This is a genomic window from Pseudorhizobium banfieldiae, assembly GCF_000967425.1.
GTDB lineage: Bacteria > Pseudomonadota > Alphaproteobacteria > Rhizobiales > Rhizobiaceae > Neorhizobium > Neorhizobium banfieldiae.
Genome location: NZ_FO082820.1, coordinates 2,834,940 through 2,851,462 on the forward strand (window position 1 = coordinate 2,834,940; position 16,523 = coordinate 2,851,462).

Annotated in this window: 15 protein-coding genes; 2 read left to right on the forward strand and 13 right to left on the reverse strand. The window is 60.9% G+C overall.

Features of this window, described 5'->3' with window-relative positions:
- The first annotated feature begins 17 nt into the window (after window positions 1-17).
- Complete coding sequence (locus NT26_RS13960) at window positions 18-578, forward strand: type 1 glutamine amidotransferase domain-containing protein (protein ID WP_052639555.1); 561 nt, start codon at window positions 18-20, stop codon at window positions 576-578.
- Here NT26_RS13960 and NT26_RS13965 read toward each other — a convergent pair whose 3' ends face one another.
- The 8 genes from NT26_RS13965 to NT26_RS14000 all read right to left on the reverse strand — a co-directional run bounded on the left by NT26_RS13965 (window position 579) and on the right by NT26_RS14000 (window position 8,572).
- Entirely contained in the window at window positions 579-1,688 is a 1,110-nt protein-coding gene (locus NT26_RS13965; protein ID WP_052639556.1) for a DNA topoisomerase IB, read from the reverse strand. It abuts the gene before it with no gap.
- Window positions 1,689-1,734: 46 nt separating this feature from the next.
- Window positions 1,735-3,444 carry an HWE histidine kinase domain-containing protein gene (locus tag NT26_RS13970; RefSeq protein WP_052639557.1) on the reverse strand — a complete coding sequence of 570 codons (1,710 nt, stop codon included), beginning with the start codon at window positions 3,442-3,444 and terminating at the stop codon, window positions 1,735-1,737.
- A 246-nt stretch (window positions 3,445-3,690) separates the two neighbouring features.
- Window positions 3,691-3,921, reverse strand: a complete 231-nt coding sequence (locus tag NT26_RS23145) for a hypothetical protein (RefSeq protein WP_052639558.1) — start codon at window positions 3,919-3,921, stop codon at window positions 3,691-3,693.
- A 38-nt stretch (window positions 3,922-3,959) separates the two neighbouring features.
- Complete coding sequence (locus NT26_RS13980) at window positions 3,960-4,229, reverse strand: hypothetical protein (protein WP_052639559.1); 270 nt, start codon at window positions 4,227-4,229, stop codon at window positions 3,960-3,962.
- A gap of 72 nt (window positions 4,230-4,301) precedes the next feature.
- Window positions 4,302-5,405: an ABC transporter ATP-binding protein gene (locus tag NT26_RS13985; RefSeq protein ID WP_052639560.1), complete on the reverse strand. Its 1,104-nt coding sequence runs from the start codon at window positions 5,403-5,405 to the stop codon at window positions 4,302-4,304.
- Window positions 5,406-5,410: 5 nt separating this feature from the next.
- Window positions 5,411-6,292 carry a carbohydrate ABC transporter permease gene (locus NT26_RS13990; RefSeq protein WP_052639561.1) on the reverse strand — a complete coding sequence of 294 codons (882 nt, stop codon included), beginning with the start codon at window positions 6,290-6,292 and terminating at the stop codon, window positions 5,411-5,413.
- A complete protein-coding gene (locus NT26_RS13995; protein ID WP_052639562.1) occupies window positions 6,289-7,215 on the reverse strand; it encodes a carbohydrate ABC transporter permease in 927 nt (308 codons plus the stop codon). Before NT26_RS13995 ends, NT26_RS13990 begins: the two co-directional genes overlap by 4 nt.
- Window positions 7,216-7,315: 100 nt before the next feature.
- Window positions 7,316-8,572 carry an ABC transporter substrate-binding protein gene (locus NT26_RS14000; protein ID WP_052639563.1) on the reverse strand — a complete coding sequence of 419 codons (1,257 nt, stop codon included), beginning with the start codon at window positions 8,570-8,572 and terminating at the stop codon, window positions 7,316-7,318.
- 275 nt (window positions 8,573-8,847) lie between these two features.
- On the opposite strand from NT26_RS14000, the gene NT26_RS14005 reads away from it, so the two are divergent.
- Window positions 8,848-9,858 carry a LacI family transcriptional regulator gene (locus tag NT26_RS14005; protein ID WP_052642194.1) on the forward strand — a complete coding sequence of 337 codons (1,011 nt, stop codon included), beginning with the start codon at window positions 8,848-8,850 and terminating at the stop codon, window positions 9,856-9,858.
- Between the two features lie 17 nt (window positions 9,859-9,875).
- Here the strand turns inward: NT26_RS14005 and NT26_RS14010 are convergent, their stop codons facing one another.
- The 5 genes from NT26_RS14010 to NT26_RS14030 all read right to left on the reverse strand — a co-directional run bounded on the left by NT26_RS14010 (window position 9,876) and on the right by NT26_RS14030 (window position 16,341).
- The gene (locus NT26_RS14010; RefSeq protein ID WP_052639564.1) at window positions 9,876-11,381 is read right to left on the reverse strand and encodes a tripartite tricarboxylate transporter permease; all 1,506 of its coding nucleotides are present in this window, start codon (window positions 11,379-11,381) and stop codon (window positions 9,876-9,878) included.
- Window positions 11,382-11,394: 13 nt separating this feature from the next.
- The gene (locus NT26_RS14015) at window positions 11,395-11,856 is read right to left on the reverse strand and encodes a tripartite tricarboxylate transporter TctB family protein (protein ID WP_052639565.1); all 462 of its coding nucleotides are present in this window, start codon (window positions 11,854-11,856) and stop codon (window positions 11,395-11,397) included.
- 100 nt (window positions 11,857-11,956) lie between these two features.
- Window positions 11,957-12,940, reverse strand: a complete 984-nt coding sequence (locus tag NT26_RS14020) for a tripartite tricarboxylate transporter substrate-binding protein (RefSeq protein ID WP_052639566.1) — start codon at window positions 12,938-12,940, stop codon at window positions 11,957-11,959.
- A gap of 210 nt (window positions 12,941-13,150) precedes the next feature.
- Window positions 13,151-14,521, reverse strand: coding sequence for a sigma-54-dependent transcriptional regulator (locus tag NT26_RS14025; RefSeq protein WP_052639567.1), 1,371 nt, complete (start codon window positions 14,519-14,521; stop codon window positions 13,151-13,153).
- Window positions 14,518-16,341: a sensor histidine kinase gene (locus tag NT26_RS14030; protein WP_425287712.1), complete on the reverse strand. Its 1,824-nt coding sequence runs from the start codon at window positions 16,339-16,341 to the stop codon at window positions 14,518-14,520. The genes NT26_RS14025 and NT26_RS14030 overlap by 4 nt, the downstream gene beginning before the upstream one ends.
- Between the last annotated feature and the right edge of the window lie 182 nt (window positions 16,342-16,523).

Sequence of the window (16,523 nt, forward strand, 5' to 3'; positions counted from 1 at the left end):
CTCAACAGGAGCAAACAATGGCTGACTTCAAGTCTGCGTCCATTCTTATTCTCGCGACCGATGGTTATGAACGGTCGGAACTTCGCGTCCCCCTCGAGGAACTCAGAAAACAGGGTGCTGAGGTGCGGATCGCCTCGATCAAGCCGGGACAGATCAAGAGCTGGGACGAGACGGACTGGGGCGATAGCGTCCACGTCGACCTCGTCATCTCGGAGGTGAACGTCGAGGAGTTCGACGCCATTGTGCTTCCCGGCGGGCAAATCAACCCCGATGTCCTCCGCACCGACGAAGGTGCGGTAGAGCTTGTCCGGAGCTTCGTGAAGAGCGGCAAACCCGTGGCCGCCATCTGCCATGGGCCATGGCTTCTGGTAGAAGCCGACGCGCTGCGCGGCCGCAAGGCAACGTCCTACTCATCGATCAAGACCGACCTACGTAACGCTGGCGCGCAGTGGGTGGATGAGGCCGTGGTTGTCGACAACGGCATCATCACTTCGCGCTCGCCGAAGGACCTGCAGCCCTTCGTCGCCAAGATTGTCGAGGAAGTCAAGGAAGGTCGCCACGCCCGTCGCGCGGCCTGATCATGCCTCTGCGGCTGCGGCCCTCCACCGCTGGAGGGGGTCCGCAGCCGCACCCGTTTGCGTCTGAAGGCTTGAGCTCTTCAGTACTGCCAGCAGACGCCGCTCATCGGCGCGCAAGCCACGCAGCTGCGGAAGCTCAAGCTCGTTCTTGAGCAGCCGTTCCACCGGCGATGCGTCATCCACGAGGGCCAGCACGGCCGGATGGATATAGCTGGAGCGGCAGACGGCGGGGGTATTGTGGAGCCGCTCGGATGCGGCCTTGCAGATCAGCTTCACACGGGGCTGAGAGCCTTCCTTGCAGGCCTGCCAGACGGCGGCAAAGCCGGCAAGGCTCCCACCCCAGGTCCTAAACGTTTTCGCCGAGACCGGAAAACCCGCGACGTCGGCGAGATAGGCATTGAGCCGGCCGGAATCGACGGGATGGGCGGTACCACCATCATCGGGCCAGGAAAAGAGTTGACGCCCTGGCAGATCGGCTATCTCCTCGAATATCCGCTGGAGCCGTGGGTGCTTGATCGTGTGACTGACCCGTTTTCCTCCCTTTGCCGTGAAGCGAAGGACCACGGCCTCTTCCGTCAACGTCATGTGTCGCTTCAACAGGGTCGTCGCCCCGTAGGTCCTGTTTTCCTTTGCATAAGCTTGATTGCCGACGCGCAGATGCGCGGTATCCATCAACGCGATGATCGCGGCGAGGACCGCCTCGGGGGTGTCCAGTCCTAAAGCCAGATCCCGCTCGATCCGCCGCCGGATTCGCGGCAGCACCTCCCCAAAACGGGCAAGTTGATCGAACTTCAGCTCGCTCCGAAGACTCTGCCATTCCGGATGATACCGATACTGCTTGCGCCCGCGGGCATCATACCCGGTCGCCTGCAGGTGTCCTCGGCGATCCATGCATATCCAGACATTTTCATAGGCCGGGGGCAGTCCAAGAGCCACAATCCGGCGCTTCTCCTCCGGGTCACTCAGGACGCTCCCATCGGGTAAACGATAGCAGAAACCCTTGCCCCTCCTTTCACGGCGTATTCCGGGTTCGACGTCGCTCACATAGGTGAGACCTGCAGCCTTGAGGGACTGTTCATCGAAGGTGGGGAGATCTGTGATGGCATCCATGGGCCTAACAACGGCGGCCCCTGACCTTCGTTCCGCTGCGGCGAAATCACAGAAGGAATTCCTGCGCCGCCTCCCCCGGGCCCCGCTCAAAGGCGTCCCTCGGCGCAACAAGGGTCCAGACGAGCCCGGTGGCGAGATAGCTGATCTCGACCTGTCCGCCAAAGGCCGCAGCAGCGTGACGCCTGATGATGGTCGTGCCGAAGCCGGTCGTCTGCGGTTCGACGGCAGGGGGACCGCCGATCTCCTCCCATGACAGGTGGAGCAGGGACTTCGGGTCAGACGGATCTTCCTGTCGCCACGACATGCGAACCCGGCCATCAGGAACCGAAAGTGCACCGTACTTTATGGAGTTGGTGGCAAGTTCATGCAGGACCAAACCGAGATTCTGGACCGCCTCGGCGCGCAGGAGGAAATCGTCGCCCTGCAGTTCCACGCGGTCCGCGACGTTTGCGAAGGTATCAAGTTGCACAGTGACGAGGCGCCGCAACGGCACCCCGGTCCACTGTTCGATCGCGAGGGCCTCGATAGACTTCCCCAAACCCTGGATTCTGTCGGAGATCGCCTTCTGGAACTCATCCATGTCCTTTGACTGGCGAGCCAGCTGTCGCATCATGGCCTGGACCAGGGTGAGGATGTTCTTGGTTCGATGGACGAGTTCCTGGAGGATAAGGTGCATCCGGTCTTCCGCCTGGCTGCGGTCGAAGGATGCGTTGGAGAGAGCCACGGAGATCTGGCTGGCTTCGCGGATTCGCGTCTCCACGGGCGAAACGATTTCTCCCTTGCCGATACGCTCCGCCATCTGGGCAATCTGCCGGATGGGTATCCGCAACTGGCGGGCAATCAGGTAGCCGCAAAGCATGCCTATACCAAGAAAGAGCAGGCTGCCGATTATCAGGCTCCGGGAGGCTTCGACGATTTCACTCTGAGCAGCCTCGATCGGCCCCCAGATCACCGCCCTCCAGGTCGATCCCACAACCTGTCCATATCCGTAGATCTGCCGTGGCTTGCCATCCACATCTTCGATCGTCCCGTTGATGCCCGTCATCAATTTCAGTGTCTCTTGTGGAAAGGCACTGATCGGCGAAGCGTTACTGGCTCCCATGGAGGTGATTATCGTGCCTGCGCCGTCCACGATTGCCACCGACCAGCCAGGGGGCAGGTTGTCCGTGCTGATCACTCTGGCGAGATCGGCCGCGTTCTGCGTCATGATCAAAGCGACAGCGTCAGAGGAGCGAGTCATCCTCTCTGGAAGGGGCATTGTGACGTTAAAGACGAACTGCTCGCTCGTTGCGCCGAAGAAGACGTCGGAGACATGCGTGACGCCCGTCTCGAGCGCAGTAGCGAGGGCAGATGGATTCGACACTTTCCTGAGCGGCGTGCCGTAGGGCAGGCGCGTGTTCAAAAGCTGCTGTCCCTCGGCGTCCACCGCCAGAACATAGAGCGAATTGGAGCGAAGGCTATTTTGCGTGCGATTGTGGAAGGCTCGAAGATCGCCCTGCTCCAGTTCGGGCGAAGTGGAGAGAATCCGCAGAGTCGTCGTCATATCCTGCAGCGTCCGCTCAACCGAACGCGCCACAACTTGCGCGTCCTCTGCAGTATTGGCAGCAAGAATCTCGCGGTCGCGGCGCTCCAGCTCCATCATCAGGAGCAGCACGAACACCACGAGCGGCAGGGCCACGACCGCTGAAAGGGCCATCAGATAGACGCTGATCGGTGCAGTGGGGAAGGTCGGTGAAAACCGAAACAGCTTCCGCACTACATCTTACCTCCCGCGGCGTCTGAAACGGCCGCATCCGCAGAAAGCCTCATATGTCCGCCCTCACGTGATATGCACGAGGACGTAATTTAGCGACTTTTCAAAGGGGGCCAATCTTTTGATCGTCCGCGATGAAAATTTGCGTGCCGGGGTAAAGGCTGCCTGCGCGCAACGGCCTCGGCCGACATGCGGAGTCACAGATCGAAGCAATGTTGCGCCGCTTCGAAACATGTGGCCGAGCACGCCCTATCGATCCGCAGGATGCTCCCCAACGTCGAAGTTCGAATCCCACTCATTCGCGGGCTCATCCTTGCCTGGCGGAACCTTATGTGCAGTGGCGTCTTCCGACCCGGTAATCACGGTGGGTTTTGCGCTAGCGACCCCAGAACTGTGCCCGCCCGCCTTCACGTTCGCGAACTGACCCGTCGCGTCACGCTCGACTGTCTTCGCATCGGCCGGTTTTTTAGAGGAAGTCATCGTCTACTCCTGTCTGTGCCAGTATACGACAGCCGGAGTCACTCCGGCTCGCGCTTCGTCTCTCGGCCTTCAACGCGCTTCGACCCGAATTCGTTGCGGCTGCCGGTGCCGGCACGCTGGTAATCGGCGCGATAAGACTCGCGTGCCCACGCCTTTGACATCTCGTTTCGGCCATAGGAATCTTCGGCAGTTGCCGCGGAGGGGCTTTCCCGATTGTCGGCGGAAGGGGGTCGATCGCTTGGGACGTCGCGCTCGTCCCGCAATCCGTCTTTGCGGTAGCCGTCAGACAGTGTCTGATCCTTGCTCATGATAACGCCTCTCTTCGGTAATTTCGGTCACCTTCCAACAGACGCGGGAAATGATTGTTCCGTGGGGACGGCTCAGGCGAGACGCTGCGTGGTCGAGGGATCGAACACCACGGCCTTGTCGAGATTGAACACAAACGTGAAGCGTTGTTTCGGAGCGATGGCGACATCCGCACGCACACGTCCGGTGAACGTTTCACCTGCGAGGCGGGCAGTCACGAAGGTGTCCGAGCCAGTCGGCTCCACAAGGCTCACATCGGCCTCAACCATTGCGATCGCATGGGCGGTGGGGTCGACCATTCCTTCGTCGGTGATGCCTTCGGGCCGCAGGCCGAGAATGACCTCCCTGCCGTCCGGAACGTCTGTCGTCACGGACGAAGGCATGGCCACATTCACCTTGCCACCAAAGAGCGCAATCTGCCGGACGCCGTTGCTTGTCAAGGTACGCCCCTTCAGCATGTTCATGGCGGGCGACCCCATGAAGTCAGCCACGAAGAGGTTGGCGGGACGGTTGTAGATCTCCGAGGGCGTGCCGACCTGCTGGATACCGCCATCCTTGAGGACGACGATCTTCGTTGCCAGGGTCATCGCCTCGATCTGGTCGTGGGTGACGTAGATGATGGTCGCATCGGTATTATGGTGCAGCGACTTGATCTCGGCCCGCATCTCCACGCGCAGCTTCGCATCCAGATTGGAGAGCGGCTCGTCGAACAGGAAGACGCGCGGTTGCCGGACCAGTGCCCGACCCATTGCCACGCGCTGGCGCTGCCCGCCCGAAAGCTGACTCGGCCGCCGATTCAGCAGATGCTCGATCTGCAGCGTTCCGGCGACATTCTTGACGGCCTCGGCGCGTTCCGCCTTGCCCACCCCGCGCATCTCGAGCGCGAATCCAATGTTCTCCTCCACCGTCATGTTTGGATAGAGCGCATAGCTCTGGAACACCATGGCGATGTCCCGCTTGGAAGGATGCAGGTCGTTGATCACCTGGCCGTCGAGGACAATCTCGCCGGAGGTCGGCGGCATCAGCCCCGCAATCGCATTGAGCAGGGTGGACTTGCCGCAGCCCGACGGTCCAACCAGGACAAGAAAGTCGCCCTTCTCCATCTCGACGTTGATATCCTTCAGAACCTCGTTGTTGCCGATCTTCTTGTAGAGGTTGCTGATCCGAAGAAAGCTCATTGCGGTTATCCCTTGACTGCGCCGGCCATCAGGCCTCGCACGAAATAGCGTCCGGCGACGATGTAGACGAAGAGCGTCGGCAGGGCGGCGAAGACGGCCGCCGCCATGTCGACGTTGTATTCTTTGACGCCGGTGGATGAGGAAACGAGGTTGTTGAGTGCGACGGTCATCGGCGATTCCGAGCCGGAGGAGAAGGACACGCCGAACAGGAAGTCGTTCCAGATATTGGTGAACTGGTAGATCACGGTGACGACGATGATCGGGCCCGAACTCGGCAGCAGTATCCGCCAGAATATCTTGAAGAAGCCGGCGCCGTCGATCATTGCCGCCTTGATCAGCTCATCCGGAAAGGCTTCGTAATAGTTGCGAAAGAACAGGGTGGTGAAGCCGAGACCGTACACGACATGGACGAAGACGAGCCCGGACGTCGAATTGGCAAGGCCGAAGATACCGAGCACCCGCGCCATGGGAATGAGAACCGCCTGGAAGGGAATGAAGCAGGCGAACAGCATGAGGCCAAAGACGATCTTGTGGCCGGGAAAGCGCCACTTGGTCAGCACATAACCGTTGAGCGCACCCAGCACCGTGGAGATCGCCACCGCCGGCACCACCATCTTGATGGAGTTCCAGAAGTATCCCTTGATGCCTTCGCAGGTCACGCCGATGCATGCGTCTCCCCAGGCTTTCGTCCAGGCGGCCCAGGAAGGATCGCGCGGCAGGGCCAACATGTCGCCGCCGCGAATCTCGGCGAGCGACTTGAAGGAGGTCGTCAGCATCACGTAGAGCGGCAGGAGGTAGACTGCTGCCAGAGCGATCAGAAGCGTGTAGATGACGATGCGAGCGGTTCTCGCCGAACCTGCACTGACGGAATCGCTGGCGGCGCTCATGTGCGCTTCTCCCGAAGCTCGGAATAGAGATAGGGAACGATGATCGCCGTGATGCCCATCAGCATCATCACCGCACTTGCAGAACCGACAGCCATTTGGCTGCGCGTGAATGTGTAGGAATACATGAAGGTCGACGGCAGTTCGGTCGCGTTGCCGGGGCCGCCCCCCGTCAAGGCAATCACAAGGTCGTAGGACTTGATCGCCATGTGCGCGAGCACGATGACGGCCGACAGGAAGACCGGCCGGAGCATGGGGATGATGATCCGGCGGTAAATGGCAAGGGTCGGTGCGCCATCGATCTGCGCCGCCTTGATGATTTCCCCGTCGATGCCGCGCAGGCCTGCAAGGAACATCGCCATGATGAAACCGGACGCTTGCCAGACGCCTGCAATGACAATGGTATAGATCGCCATGTCGGTGTTGATCAGCCAGTCGAACTTGAAGCTCTCCCAGCCGAGGTTGTGCATGGTCTTCTCCAGCCCGAGCCCCGGGTTGAGAAACCATTTCCAGGCAGTGCCGGTAACGACGAACGAAAGCGCCATCGGATAAAGGAAGATCGGCCGCAGCACGCCTTCCGCGCGAATGCGCTGGTCCATCAGGATCGCGATGAACAGGCCGATGGCGATGCAGAGGCTGATATAGAGAACGCCGAAGATCGCGAGGTTCTTGATCGCCATGTACCAGTTCGGCTGCGACCAGAGGCGGTAGTAGGCATCAAAGCCGACAAGGTCGTAGATCGGCAGGATTCGGGAGCGCGTGAAGGACAGGTAGACGGTCCACAGGATGAATCCGTAAACGAAGATCAGGCTGATCGCAAAGGAGGGTGCCAGCACGATCTTGGGCAACGCGGCGCCGAGACGCGCCGCAAGCCTGCGCCGTGGTCGCTCGGGCGTGACGTAGGGAACGGGCTCAATGGTTGTCATGCACCACCTCCGGCAGATCCCGGCTCAACTCGCGTGGACTGGGTGAGAAAATGGCCGGGAATTCCCGGCCATTTTCAGAGATGTCTTCAAGGCCCCAGCTTTACTGAGCCGCTGCAACGGCCTGCGGCAGGCGCTCGAGCGCCTGATCGGTCGTGATCTGGCCGTTGAGATGCTGGGTCACGACGTCGAACACGGCTTCCTTAACCGACGACGGCTGGGCGTGGCCGTGGGCGAGCGACCCGGCGAGGTTACCGCTTGCAGCAGCCTCGGCAAGGTCCTTCATGCCCTTCTTGCCGCAATCGTCGAATTCCGTGTCCGGAACGTCTGTCCGGGCCGGGACCGAACCCTTGACCGTGTTGAAGGCGATCTGGAAGGCAGGATCCTCGACGGCTGCAGCCATTTTGAGCTGCGCATTGCGTTTGTCCTCACCAACGTCGAACATCACGAACTGGTCGGAATTGAAGAGCACCGAGCCCTGCGTCCCGGGGAAGCGGATGCAGACGAAGTCCTCGCCCGGCTTCTTCTCCGCGCGCAGCCACTCACCCTTCGACCAGTCACCCATCTGCTGGGCGCCCGCCTGTCCTTCGATGACGAGCGCAGTTGAGAGGTTCCAGTCGCGCCCGGAGAAGTTCGCGTCGAAGTACTCGCGCAGTTTCGACATGTTGTCGAAGACCTGGCGCATCGTATCGCTGGAAAGCGCTTCGGCATCTGCCTCGATCACGGCTTTCTTGTAGAAGTCCATGCCGCCCACGGAGAGAACGACCGACTCCCAGAGCGTGCCGTCCTGCCAGGGCTGGCCACCGTGTGCGAGCGGCGTGATGCCCTGCTCCTTGAACTTGTCGAGCAGCGCAAACAGTTCGTCCATGTTCTTCGGCGGCTCGCCGCCGGCCTTGTCGAGCGCCGCCTTGTTCAGCCACAGCCAGTTCGTGGAGTGTACGTTGACGGGCGCTGCGATCCAGTCGCCGTCGAACTTGGAGAATTCCTGAAGGGCTGCGGGGATGACCTTGTCCCAACCCTGCTCCGTTGCGAGGTCGTTGAGGTTGCCCACCACGCCCATTTCCGCCCAGTCCTTGATATCGAAACCGAGCATCTGTACCGCGGTCGGCGGATCACCGGAGGTGACACGTGCGCGAAGCGCCGTCATCGCCTGCACGCCAGAGCCACCGGCAACCGGCATGTCCTGCCAGCCGATGCCCTGCTTCTGCAGGTTTTCTTTCAGGACGTTCAGCGCGGCAGCCTCGCCGCCAGACGTCCACCAATGCAGGACTTCGACGCTTTCCTGGGCCTTCGCTGCCCCGGCCGTCAGCGCAATCATGGCAGCGCCGGCGGCCAGCTTTGAAAATATTCCGATCTTCATGGGAATCTCCTCTTGATCCGGGCTCCTCTCCGGATAATCAATTTATAACGATACAAACACGGGAGCTGTCAACCCGAGCCACATGGACTAAAGCGTCTCGCGCCATCGATTCATCCGTCTGTTATCATTTGTCATTTTTTATTCCGCTGCCGGGACAGGTCGATTGCCCCTCAAATTTATAACGATATAGTTATCGTGGGAGCTGGGATCTGTCCGGTGGAGGAAATGCTACGCCGATGAGCAATCGGAAGAAGAGAGGCGCTGCGTCAACCTTGATGCCGCAGACCCGACCCTACGGTACGGAAGACGTAAAGCCGACCCTGAAGACCCTCGCCGAATTGACGGGCCTAGCGGTCACAACCGTATCGCGCGCCTTGGCCGACGCGCCGCAGATTGCGCTCGAAACCCGCCAGCGTGTGCGGCGGGTGGCAGAGGAGATCGGCTATTTTCCCGACCGCGCGGCGCAGCGGCTTCGCACCGGCCGCACCAATGTGATCAGTCTGGTGCTCGATCCACACGAGGAAATTCTCGGCTACGCGACGTCGATGATCAACGGCCTTACCGAGGCATTGCGCGGCACGCCATATCATCTGGTCATCACCCCACATTTCTCAGACACGCCACCGTTGGACCCGGTCCGCTACATCATGCGCAACCGGATGGCCGATGGCATCATCTTCACCCGCACCGAACCCTCAGATGAACGGGTGAAACTGCTGCTGGAACGGAATTTTCCCTTCATCTGTCACGGCAGGACGGAACTCGCGACGCAGCATCCCTATGTGGATTTCGACAACCATGTCTTCGCCTACGAGGCTGCCCGCAAGCTGATCTCCGCGGGCGCAAGGAAACTGTGCATCATCCTTCCACCAGACAGGTTCACCTTCGCCCACCACATGCGGCATGGCTTCATGACGGCCGTCCGAGAAGCCGGCGTTCCCTTCGAGATCGCGGGGGACGTCACGCTCGACAGCAAGTCGGAGGAGATAAGGCTGGCAATGTTTCGCCTGCTGAGCGAGACGTCGCCTCCCGACGGCTTCATCTGCGGCGGCGAGGTTTCCGCACTCGCCACCATGGCCGCAGCCTATGACAAGGGCCTGCATCTCGGCAGCGACATCCGCCTCGTTGCAAAGCAGACATCCGGCCTGTTTGACCAGATCAGGCCACGCATCGAAACAATCTACGAGGATCTTGCTGCCGCGGGGGCGACTATGGGCCGCCTGCTGCTGCGGCGGATCGCGGAGCAGCCGCAGGTTTCGGAACTGCAGGTGCTCCATTCGATCTGAGCACCTGCAGTTTTCCATTAGTCCTCTTCCTGGAAGACCTCGTCACGCTTCTTCCTGACGCTCGGCAGCAGCACGACGACGAGGACCGCAAGCGCAATGATGAGGAGCGTCGCGCTGATCGGCCGCGTGAAGAACGTGGTCGGGTCGCCGCGCGACAGGATCATCGCACGCCGGAGGTTCTCCTCCAGCAACGGGCCAAGCACGAAGCCAAGCAGCAGGGGTGCCGGCTCGCACCGCAGTTTTGCCAGCACGTAGCCGATGAACCCAAAGAAGGCTACGGCATAGAGGTCGTAGACGTTGGAGTTGACGCTGTAGACCCCGATCGAGCAGAACGCCATGATGATGGGGAACAGCACGTAGTAAGGCACGGTCAGGAGCTTCACCCAGAGCCCCACCAGGGGCAGGTTCAGGACGACGAGCATCAGGTTGCCGATCCACATCGAGGCAATGATGCCCCAGAACAGCGCCGGCTGCTCGGTGGCCACGTTCGGACCCGGCACGATGCCTTGGATGATCATGGCGCCGATCATCAGGGCCATCACGGGGTTCGCAGGGATGCCAAGCGTCAGGAGCGGAATGAACGAGGTCTGCGCGCCGGCATTGTTCGCGGATTCAGGTCCAGCCACGCCTGCGATTGCCCCCTGGCCGAACTCCTCAGGGTTTTTCGACACCCTCTTTTCCACCGTATAGGAGGCGAAGGCTGCAAGGATTGCACCGCCACCTGGCAATATGCCGAGCGCCGAACCGATTGCCGTGCCCCGCAGCACCGGCGCAACCATCTGCTTGAAGTCGTCCTTGGTCGGGAAAAGATTGGTGACCTTGGCCATCAGCAGCGAACGGGTCTTTTCGCTTTCCAGATTGCGAAGGATTTCGGCAATGCCGAAAACGCCTACCGCCACTGCCACGAAATTAAGGCCGTCGGCATATTCGCGAATACCCAACGTGAAGCGCGGGGTGCCCGTATAGATGTCCGTACCGACCAGCCCCAGCAGGAGGCCGAGCGTGACCATGGCAAGCGCCTTGATGATCGAGCCATGGGCGAGCGCCACGGAGGAGACGAGACCCACGACCATCAGGGAAAAGTACTCGGCGGAACCGAACTGCAGGGCGATTGCCGTGAGTGGCGGCGCAAAGATTGCCACGAGGAAGGTTGAGACGCTGCCTGCGAAGAACGATCCGAGTGCAGCGATTGCGAGCGCGACGCCCGCCCTGCCCTTTCGTGCCATCTGGTAGCCGTCGATCGCCGTCACAGCCGATGATGACTCACCCGGCAGGTTGATGAGGATCGCCGTCGTCGAGCCGCCATACTGCGCACCGTAGTAAATCCCCGCCAGCATGATCAGCGAGGAGACCGGCTCCAGCTGGAACGTGATCGGCAGCAGCATGGCAATGGTCGCCGTTGGTCCGATCCCAGGAAGGACGCCGATAAGGGTTCCGAGAAGGACACCGATAAGGCAGAAGAACAGGTTGTTGAACGAAGTTGCCGTCGCGAACCCCAGTTCGAGATTGCTGATGAAATCCATGGCGCGTCCTCCCTTAATAGCCGAGCCAGGGGCCGACCGACCGGAACGGCAGATTGAGCCCGTAGCTGAACACGAGGAAGCAGAAGATCGTCAGGCCAGCGGAAAGCAGTACGGCAGTGACCGGCTTCATACGGCTTGAAGCAAAGCACGCAATCAGCGCTGTCAGGAACAGCGCCGGCACGAAACCAAGGCCGCGGACGGTGAAGCCGAAGAAGATCGGTGCCGGCAGGATGAACAGCATGCCTCGCCAGGCGATATGTCCGATTGCCTCGCCCTCGACGCGAACTGATTGAATGATGAGAATTAATCCGAATAGCGCAAGGCAGCAGGCAAGCACGAAGGGAAAGTAGCCCGGCCCCATGCGGAAGGCCGTTCCCAGGTCCAAATCATAGGACTGCATGCCGAAGAAGAGGGCGAGAGCAATAAACAGGAGTCCGCAAATGACATTGGGGACGTCAAATCTGAAGGATTTCATGGTCGCTCCGTTAAGAGGAGGCGGCGCCGGCGAGACGGCGCCGCAAAGCCGACCCTCGCCCACTGAAGGGAGAGAATCGGCGTCAGCATTTTGACGGAACTCAGTCCGCGTACTGACCGGCAGCCTCAATTACCGGCTTCCAGCGCGCAATCTCGCTTTCGAGCTTCGCCTTCAGTGCGTCAGGCGTGCCATCCGCTTCCGGAGAAGGCTCGGTGCCGAGTTCTGCGAAGCGGGCCGCGACGTTCTCGTCCTTCAGCGCAACTTGGAGAGACTTGGAAAGGCGCTCCACGGCCTCGGCGGGCGTGCCCTTCGGCGCGTAGATGCCGTGCCAGATGCCGACCTGGAAGTCCGCGAGACCCGCTTCGGCGGTCGTCGGGACATCCTTCAGCACGTCGAGGCGTTCCGGCGAGGTCACGGCATAGGCCTTAATCGTGCCCGCCTGAATCTGCTTCGTCGTATTGGTCGTCTGGTCGCACATGATGTCGACCTGTCCACCAAGAAGATCAGTCATGGCAGGGCCGGTGCCCTTGTAGGGTACCGTTACGAGCGGCGTTTCGAGGGCGCTCATGAACAGCATGCCACACAGGTGCGATGCAGCGCCGATACCGGCGTTAGCAACGGTCACGGTATCCTTGTTGGCCTTTGCGTATTCGATGAGGCCGGCCATGTCCGTAGGCTCGAGGTCCTTGCGGGCCACGATCGTCATCGGCACTTCCGTCACGAGACCAACGTACTCGAAGGCATTGAGAGGCTCATAGGGAAGCTTCCGGTAGAGCGTCGCGCTGGTCGCCATGCCGATGTGGTGCAGCAGCACGGTGTAGCCGTCAGCCTCGGCATTGGCGACCCGGGCCGCTCCGAGCGTGCCACCGGCACCGCCGACGTTCTCGACGATCACCTGCTGGCCAAGATCCTTGGACATCGATTCCGCTACGAGACGGGCAACCGTGTCGGTTGGTCCGCCTGCGGAAAACGGCACGACCATGGTGATCGTACGATCGGGATAGGTCTGTGCGCCGGCAGTGGCTGAAAACAGCGAAACGGCGGCGACAGCCGTCGCGCCGAGAATGGCGTTCAGTATCTTCATGAGATTCCTCCACAGTACAGTAATCAGCCAGCGCAAGTTCCTCCGTCGCCAGCCGTGATGCACCTTGTTGCCGCAATTTAGCACGAGGCAATTGTTCAAGATTGTTTAACGGGCGATAGAGCCTTCTCTGATCAGAACGATGGGTGGAAAAGGAAACAAGCCCCGAGAATAGTGGGTGGAAATCCACCCACTAGACAAATCGATGAGGCGTCAGCCCTCGCGGTCTTCCGAGCCCGCGTGCTCTGGACTGAGCATTTTCTTGTCCAATCCGTATTTCTGCATCTTCTCGTAAAGAGTCTTCCGCGAGATCCCGAGCATCTCATAGACTGGTCGCAGGGCTCCGCCATGCGCAGCAATGGCGCTGGCAATAACGCTGCGCTCAAAGGCTGCCACCTTGTCGGAAAGCCTCTCGCTTCCCTCGCGGATAATCAAGGGGTCACCCGGACCTGCGTCCAAGCCCAGAACGAAGCGATCCGCGGCATTCCTTAGTTCCCGAACGTTGCCGGGCCACTCCCTCTGTGCAACGGCGGATATCACATCCGGCGGCACCTCGGCATCTTCCCGGCCGTAGCGGGCCGCTGCTTCACGGACCAGTTGCAGGAACAGGAGTGGAATGTCGGCACGGCGCTGTTCCAGCGACGGGACATGAATTGTCGCCACGTTGAGACGGTAGAGAAGGTCGGCACGGAAGCGCCCGGCACCCACTTCTGCCTCCAGGTCGACCTTGCTGGTGGCAATGAACCGTACGTCGAGCGGAACGACCTCATTCGATCCAAGGCGGGTAATGACACGTTCCTGCAGGACACGCAGGAACTTCGCCTGCAAGTCGAAGGGAAGCGACCCGATCTCGTCCAGCAGGATCGTGCCGCCTCGCCCGTGCTCGAACTTGCCAAAGCGAGCCCGGATGGCACCGGGAAAGGCCCCGGCCTCATGACCGAACAACTCGCTTTCGATCAGGTTCTCCGGCAAGGCCGCACAGTTGATCGCGATGAAGGGACGGTTTGCCCTTGGGCTGATATCGTGCAGCGCACGGGCGACTACCTCCTTGCCGGCCCCCGTGTCGCCGATGATCAGCGTGTCGGCATCCGTCGCGCCGATGGCACGGATCCGGTATCGCAGATCCACCATGACCTGGGTTCGGCCGGGCAAGCGCGCCTCAAGGTCGTCCCGCTTGCCGGCAACCGCCCTCAACCGCCTGTTTTCGAGGACCAGGCCTCGTCTGTCCATCGCCCTGCGGATCACGCCAGCGAGGTGCTGGGGGGTGAAGGGCTTTTCCAGGAAGTCGTAGGCCCCCTCCCGCATCGCCTTCACCGCCAGTTGCACATCGCCATGACCAGTGACCAGGATGACGGGGATTTCGCTGTCGAGGTCGCGAATCCGATGCAGCAGCGTCATCCCGTCCGTTCCGGGCATCCGGATATCCGTGACTACAACGCCGTCGAAGCCGTAGCCCATGAGCTCCAGCACATGGTCGGCGTTGGAAAAGGTGACGACCGGCAGACCGAAGAGTTCCAGCGCCTGCGCTGTTGAACGGCGCAACTCCTCCTCGTCGTCGACCAGAAAGACGCGCTGCTCGCTCATTCCGCCGCCTTCAGGGCTTCGGAAGCGGCATGGAGCTCGACGCGGAAGACCGCGCCGCCGTCGGGATGATCCGACACGGTCAGGCTGCCACCGAAATCCTTGATGATGTTGTAGGAGATCGAGAGCCCAAGCCCGAGCCCCTTGCCGACACCTTTGGTGGTGAAGAAGGGATCGAATATTCGCTCCCGTATCGCTGCCGCAACTCCCGTCCCCTGGTCCCGGACAAGTATCACGACCTTGCCCGCCTGATGATGCGCGGAGAGCTCGATCACCCTGTGCTCCTGCCCCTCCACCACGTCGGCGGCGTTGGTGATGATGTTGACGAGAACCTGTTGCAGACGAACAGCCCCTGCCCTGACCTGTGGCAGATCCGGCGGCAGGTCGATCCTGAGTTCCGCCTTGGCGATCTTCAGGCGTGCATCGACGATCTCGCACGTATCCTTCACCACCTCGCTGACGGTTATCGCACCCAGTTTCTCGTTCGGCTTGCGAGCGAAGTTGCGCAAATGCCTGCTGATCGATGCCATCCGATCGATCAGTGCCGAGATACGCCGTACATTGTCACGAGCCTCGTCGACACGCCCCAGTTCGATGAGGACGTCCGCGCTTTCGGCATAGGTCTTCGCTGCCGCAAGCGGCTGGTTGAACTCGTGCGAAAGGGCAGCCGACATCTGCCCGAGCCCGGCGAGCTTGCCCGCCTGGATCAGATCGGCCTGCGTCTGCCGAAGGCGCTGCTCCGTCAGTCGCCGCTCGGCGATCTCCTTTTCGATGCGACTGTTGACGCGGGCAAGATCGGCCGTCCGCTCCGCGACCCGCCTCTCCAGTTCATGCTTTGCCTCCGCCTGCATCTGCATCCGCTCGTTCAGCCGCGCCCGGCGCTGCATGATGATTGCCATGAAGAGTGCGGCGAGGCAGATGAACAGGAGGATCGCCACGACGGTGGTCTTGGTCTGAGCACGGACGGTGCCGGTATCCATGAGCACGTTGACCGTCCATCCTGCCTCCTGCATCAGGGTCGATACCACCAGATATTCCCGCTCACCGGCCGTATCGGAAATCGCGATGCTTTCGTGTCCGGCATAGCTACCGCGACGGATCGGCAACTCCCTCAGCCAGGCATCGGCATACCGCCGAGACGCTTCCGTGCGGGCGAGACGCTCCGGGGTCAGTGGCTCGATCGCCGAGTAAAGCCATTCGGGCGAGCCGGTCATGAAGATGATGCCTTCCGGATCCGACACGAAGATACGGCTGTCACCGCCGGTCCAGGAACGTTCGATGCCATCGATATCGACCTTGAAGACGATGACGCCGAGCACCGCACCGCCCACCTTGATCGGCGAACCGAAATAATAGCCCCTCTTCAGCGAAGTCGTACCCAAAGCATAGAAGCGAGACTGCTTGCCGTTCGCGGCGTCCTGGAAATAGGGCCGGTAGCTGAAATTCTCGCCGACGAAGCTCAGCGGACCGTCATAATTGCTCGCCGCGATCGTATCGCCGTCCGGCGTCATCACATAGATGTCGGAGGACGTGAGAAGGGTGTTGATCTCCTTCAGGTACCGGCTGGTCCGTTCCCGCAGTTGCTCGTCATGCGGCTTCTGCACCAGTTCCTCGACCAGTGCCTGATCGGCGATGAGCGCAGGCAGCGCTTCGTAACGTTTCAAGTGACCTTCAAGTGCCGAGACCGCCAGACGAAGCGTCGTGCCGGCCTGGGCAGCCGTTTCGTCCATGTACCGGCGCGCGACGATCTCGCCACCGCCGAATATCACGCCGAGACTGAGTGCAACAAAAACTAGGGACAGGATGACGGTACGGCGACGCAAGACAGCAGTTCCCACGGACAACGACTTGTCATCATAGAGAATACCGCGCCGGTTTCCATATGCTTCGGCAGTGTCAACAGGCCATCCGCTCGGGACCGAGGATTGCGGCGGCGCTTTCCGCTTGACTAATCCTGTGGTCGTGCTTGCATCGCATGACTGTCTCGATGAGCATTAGAGACATC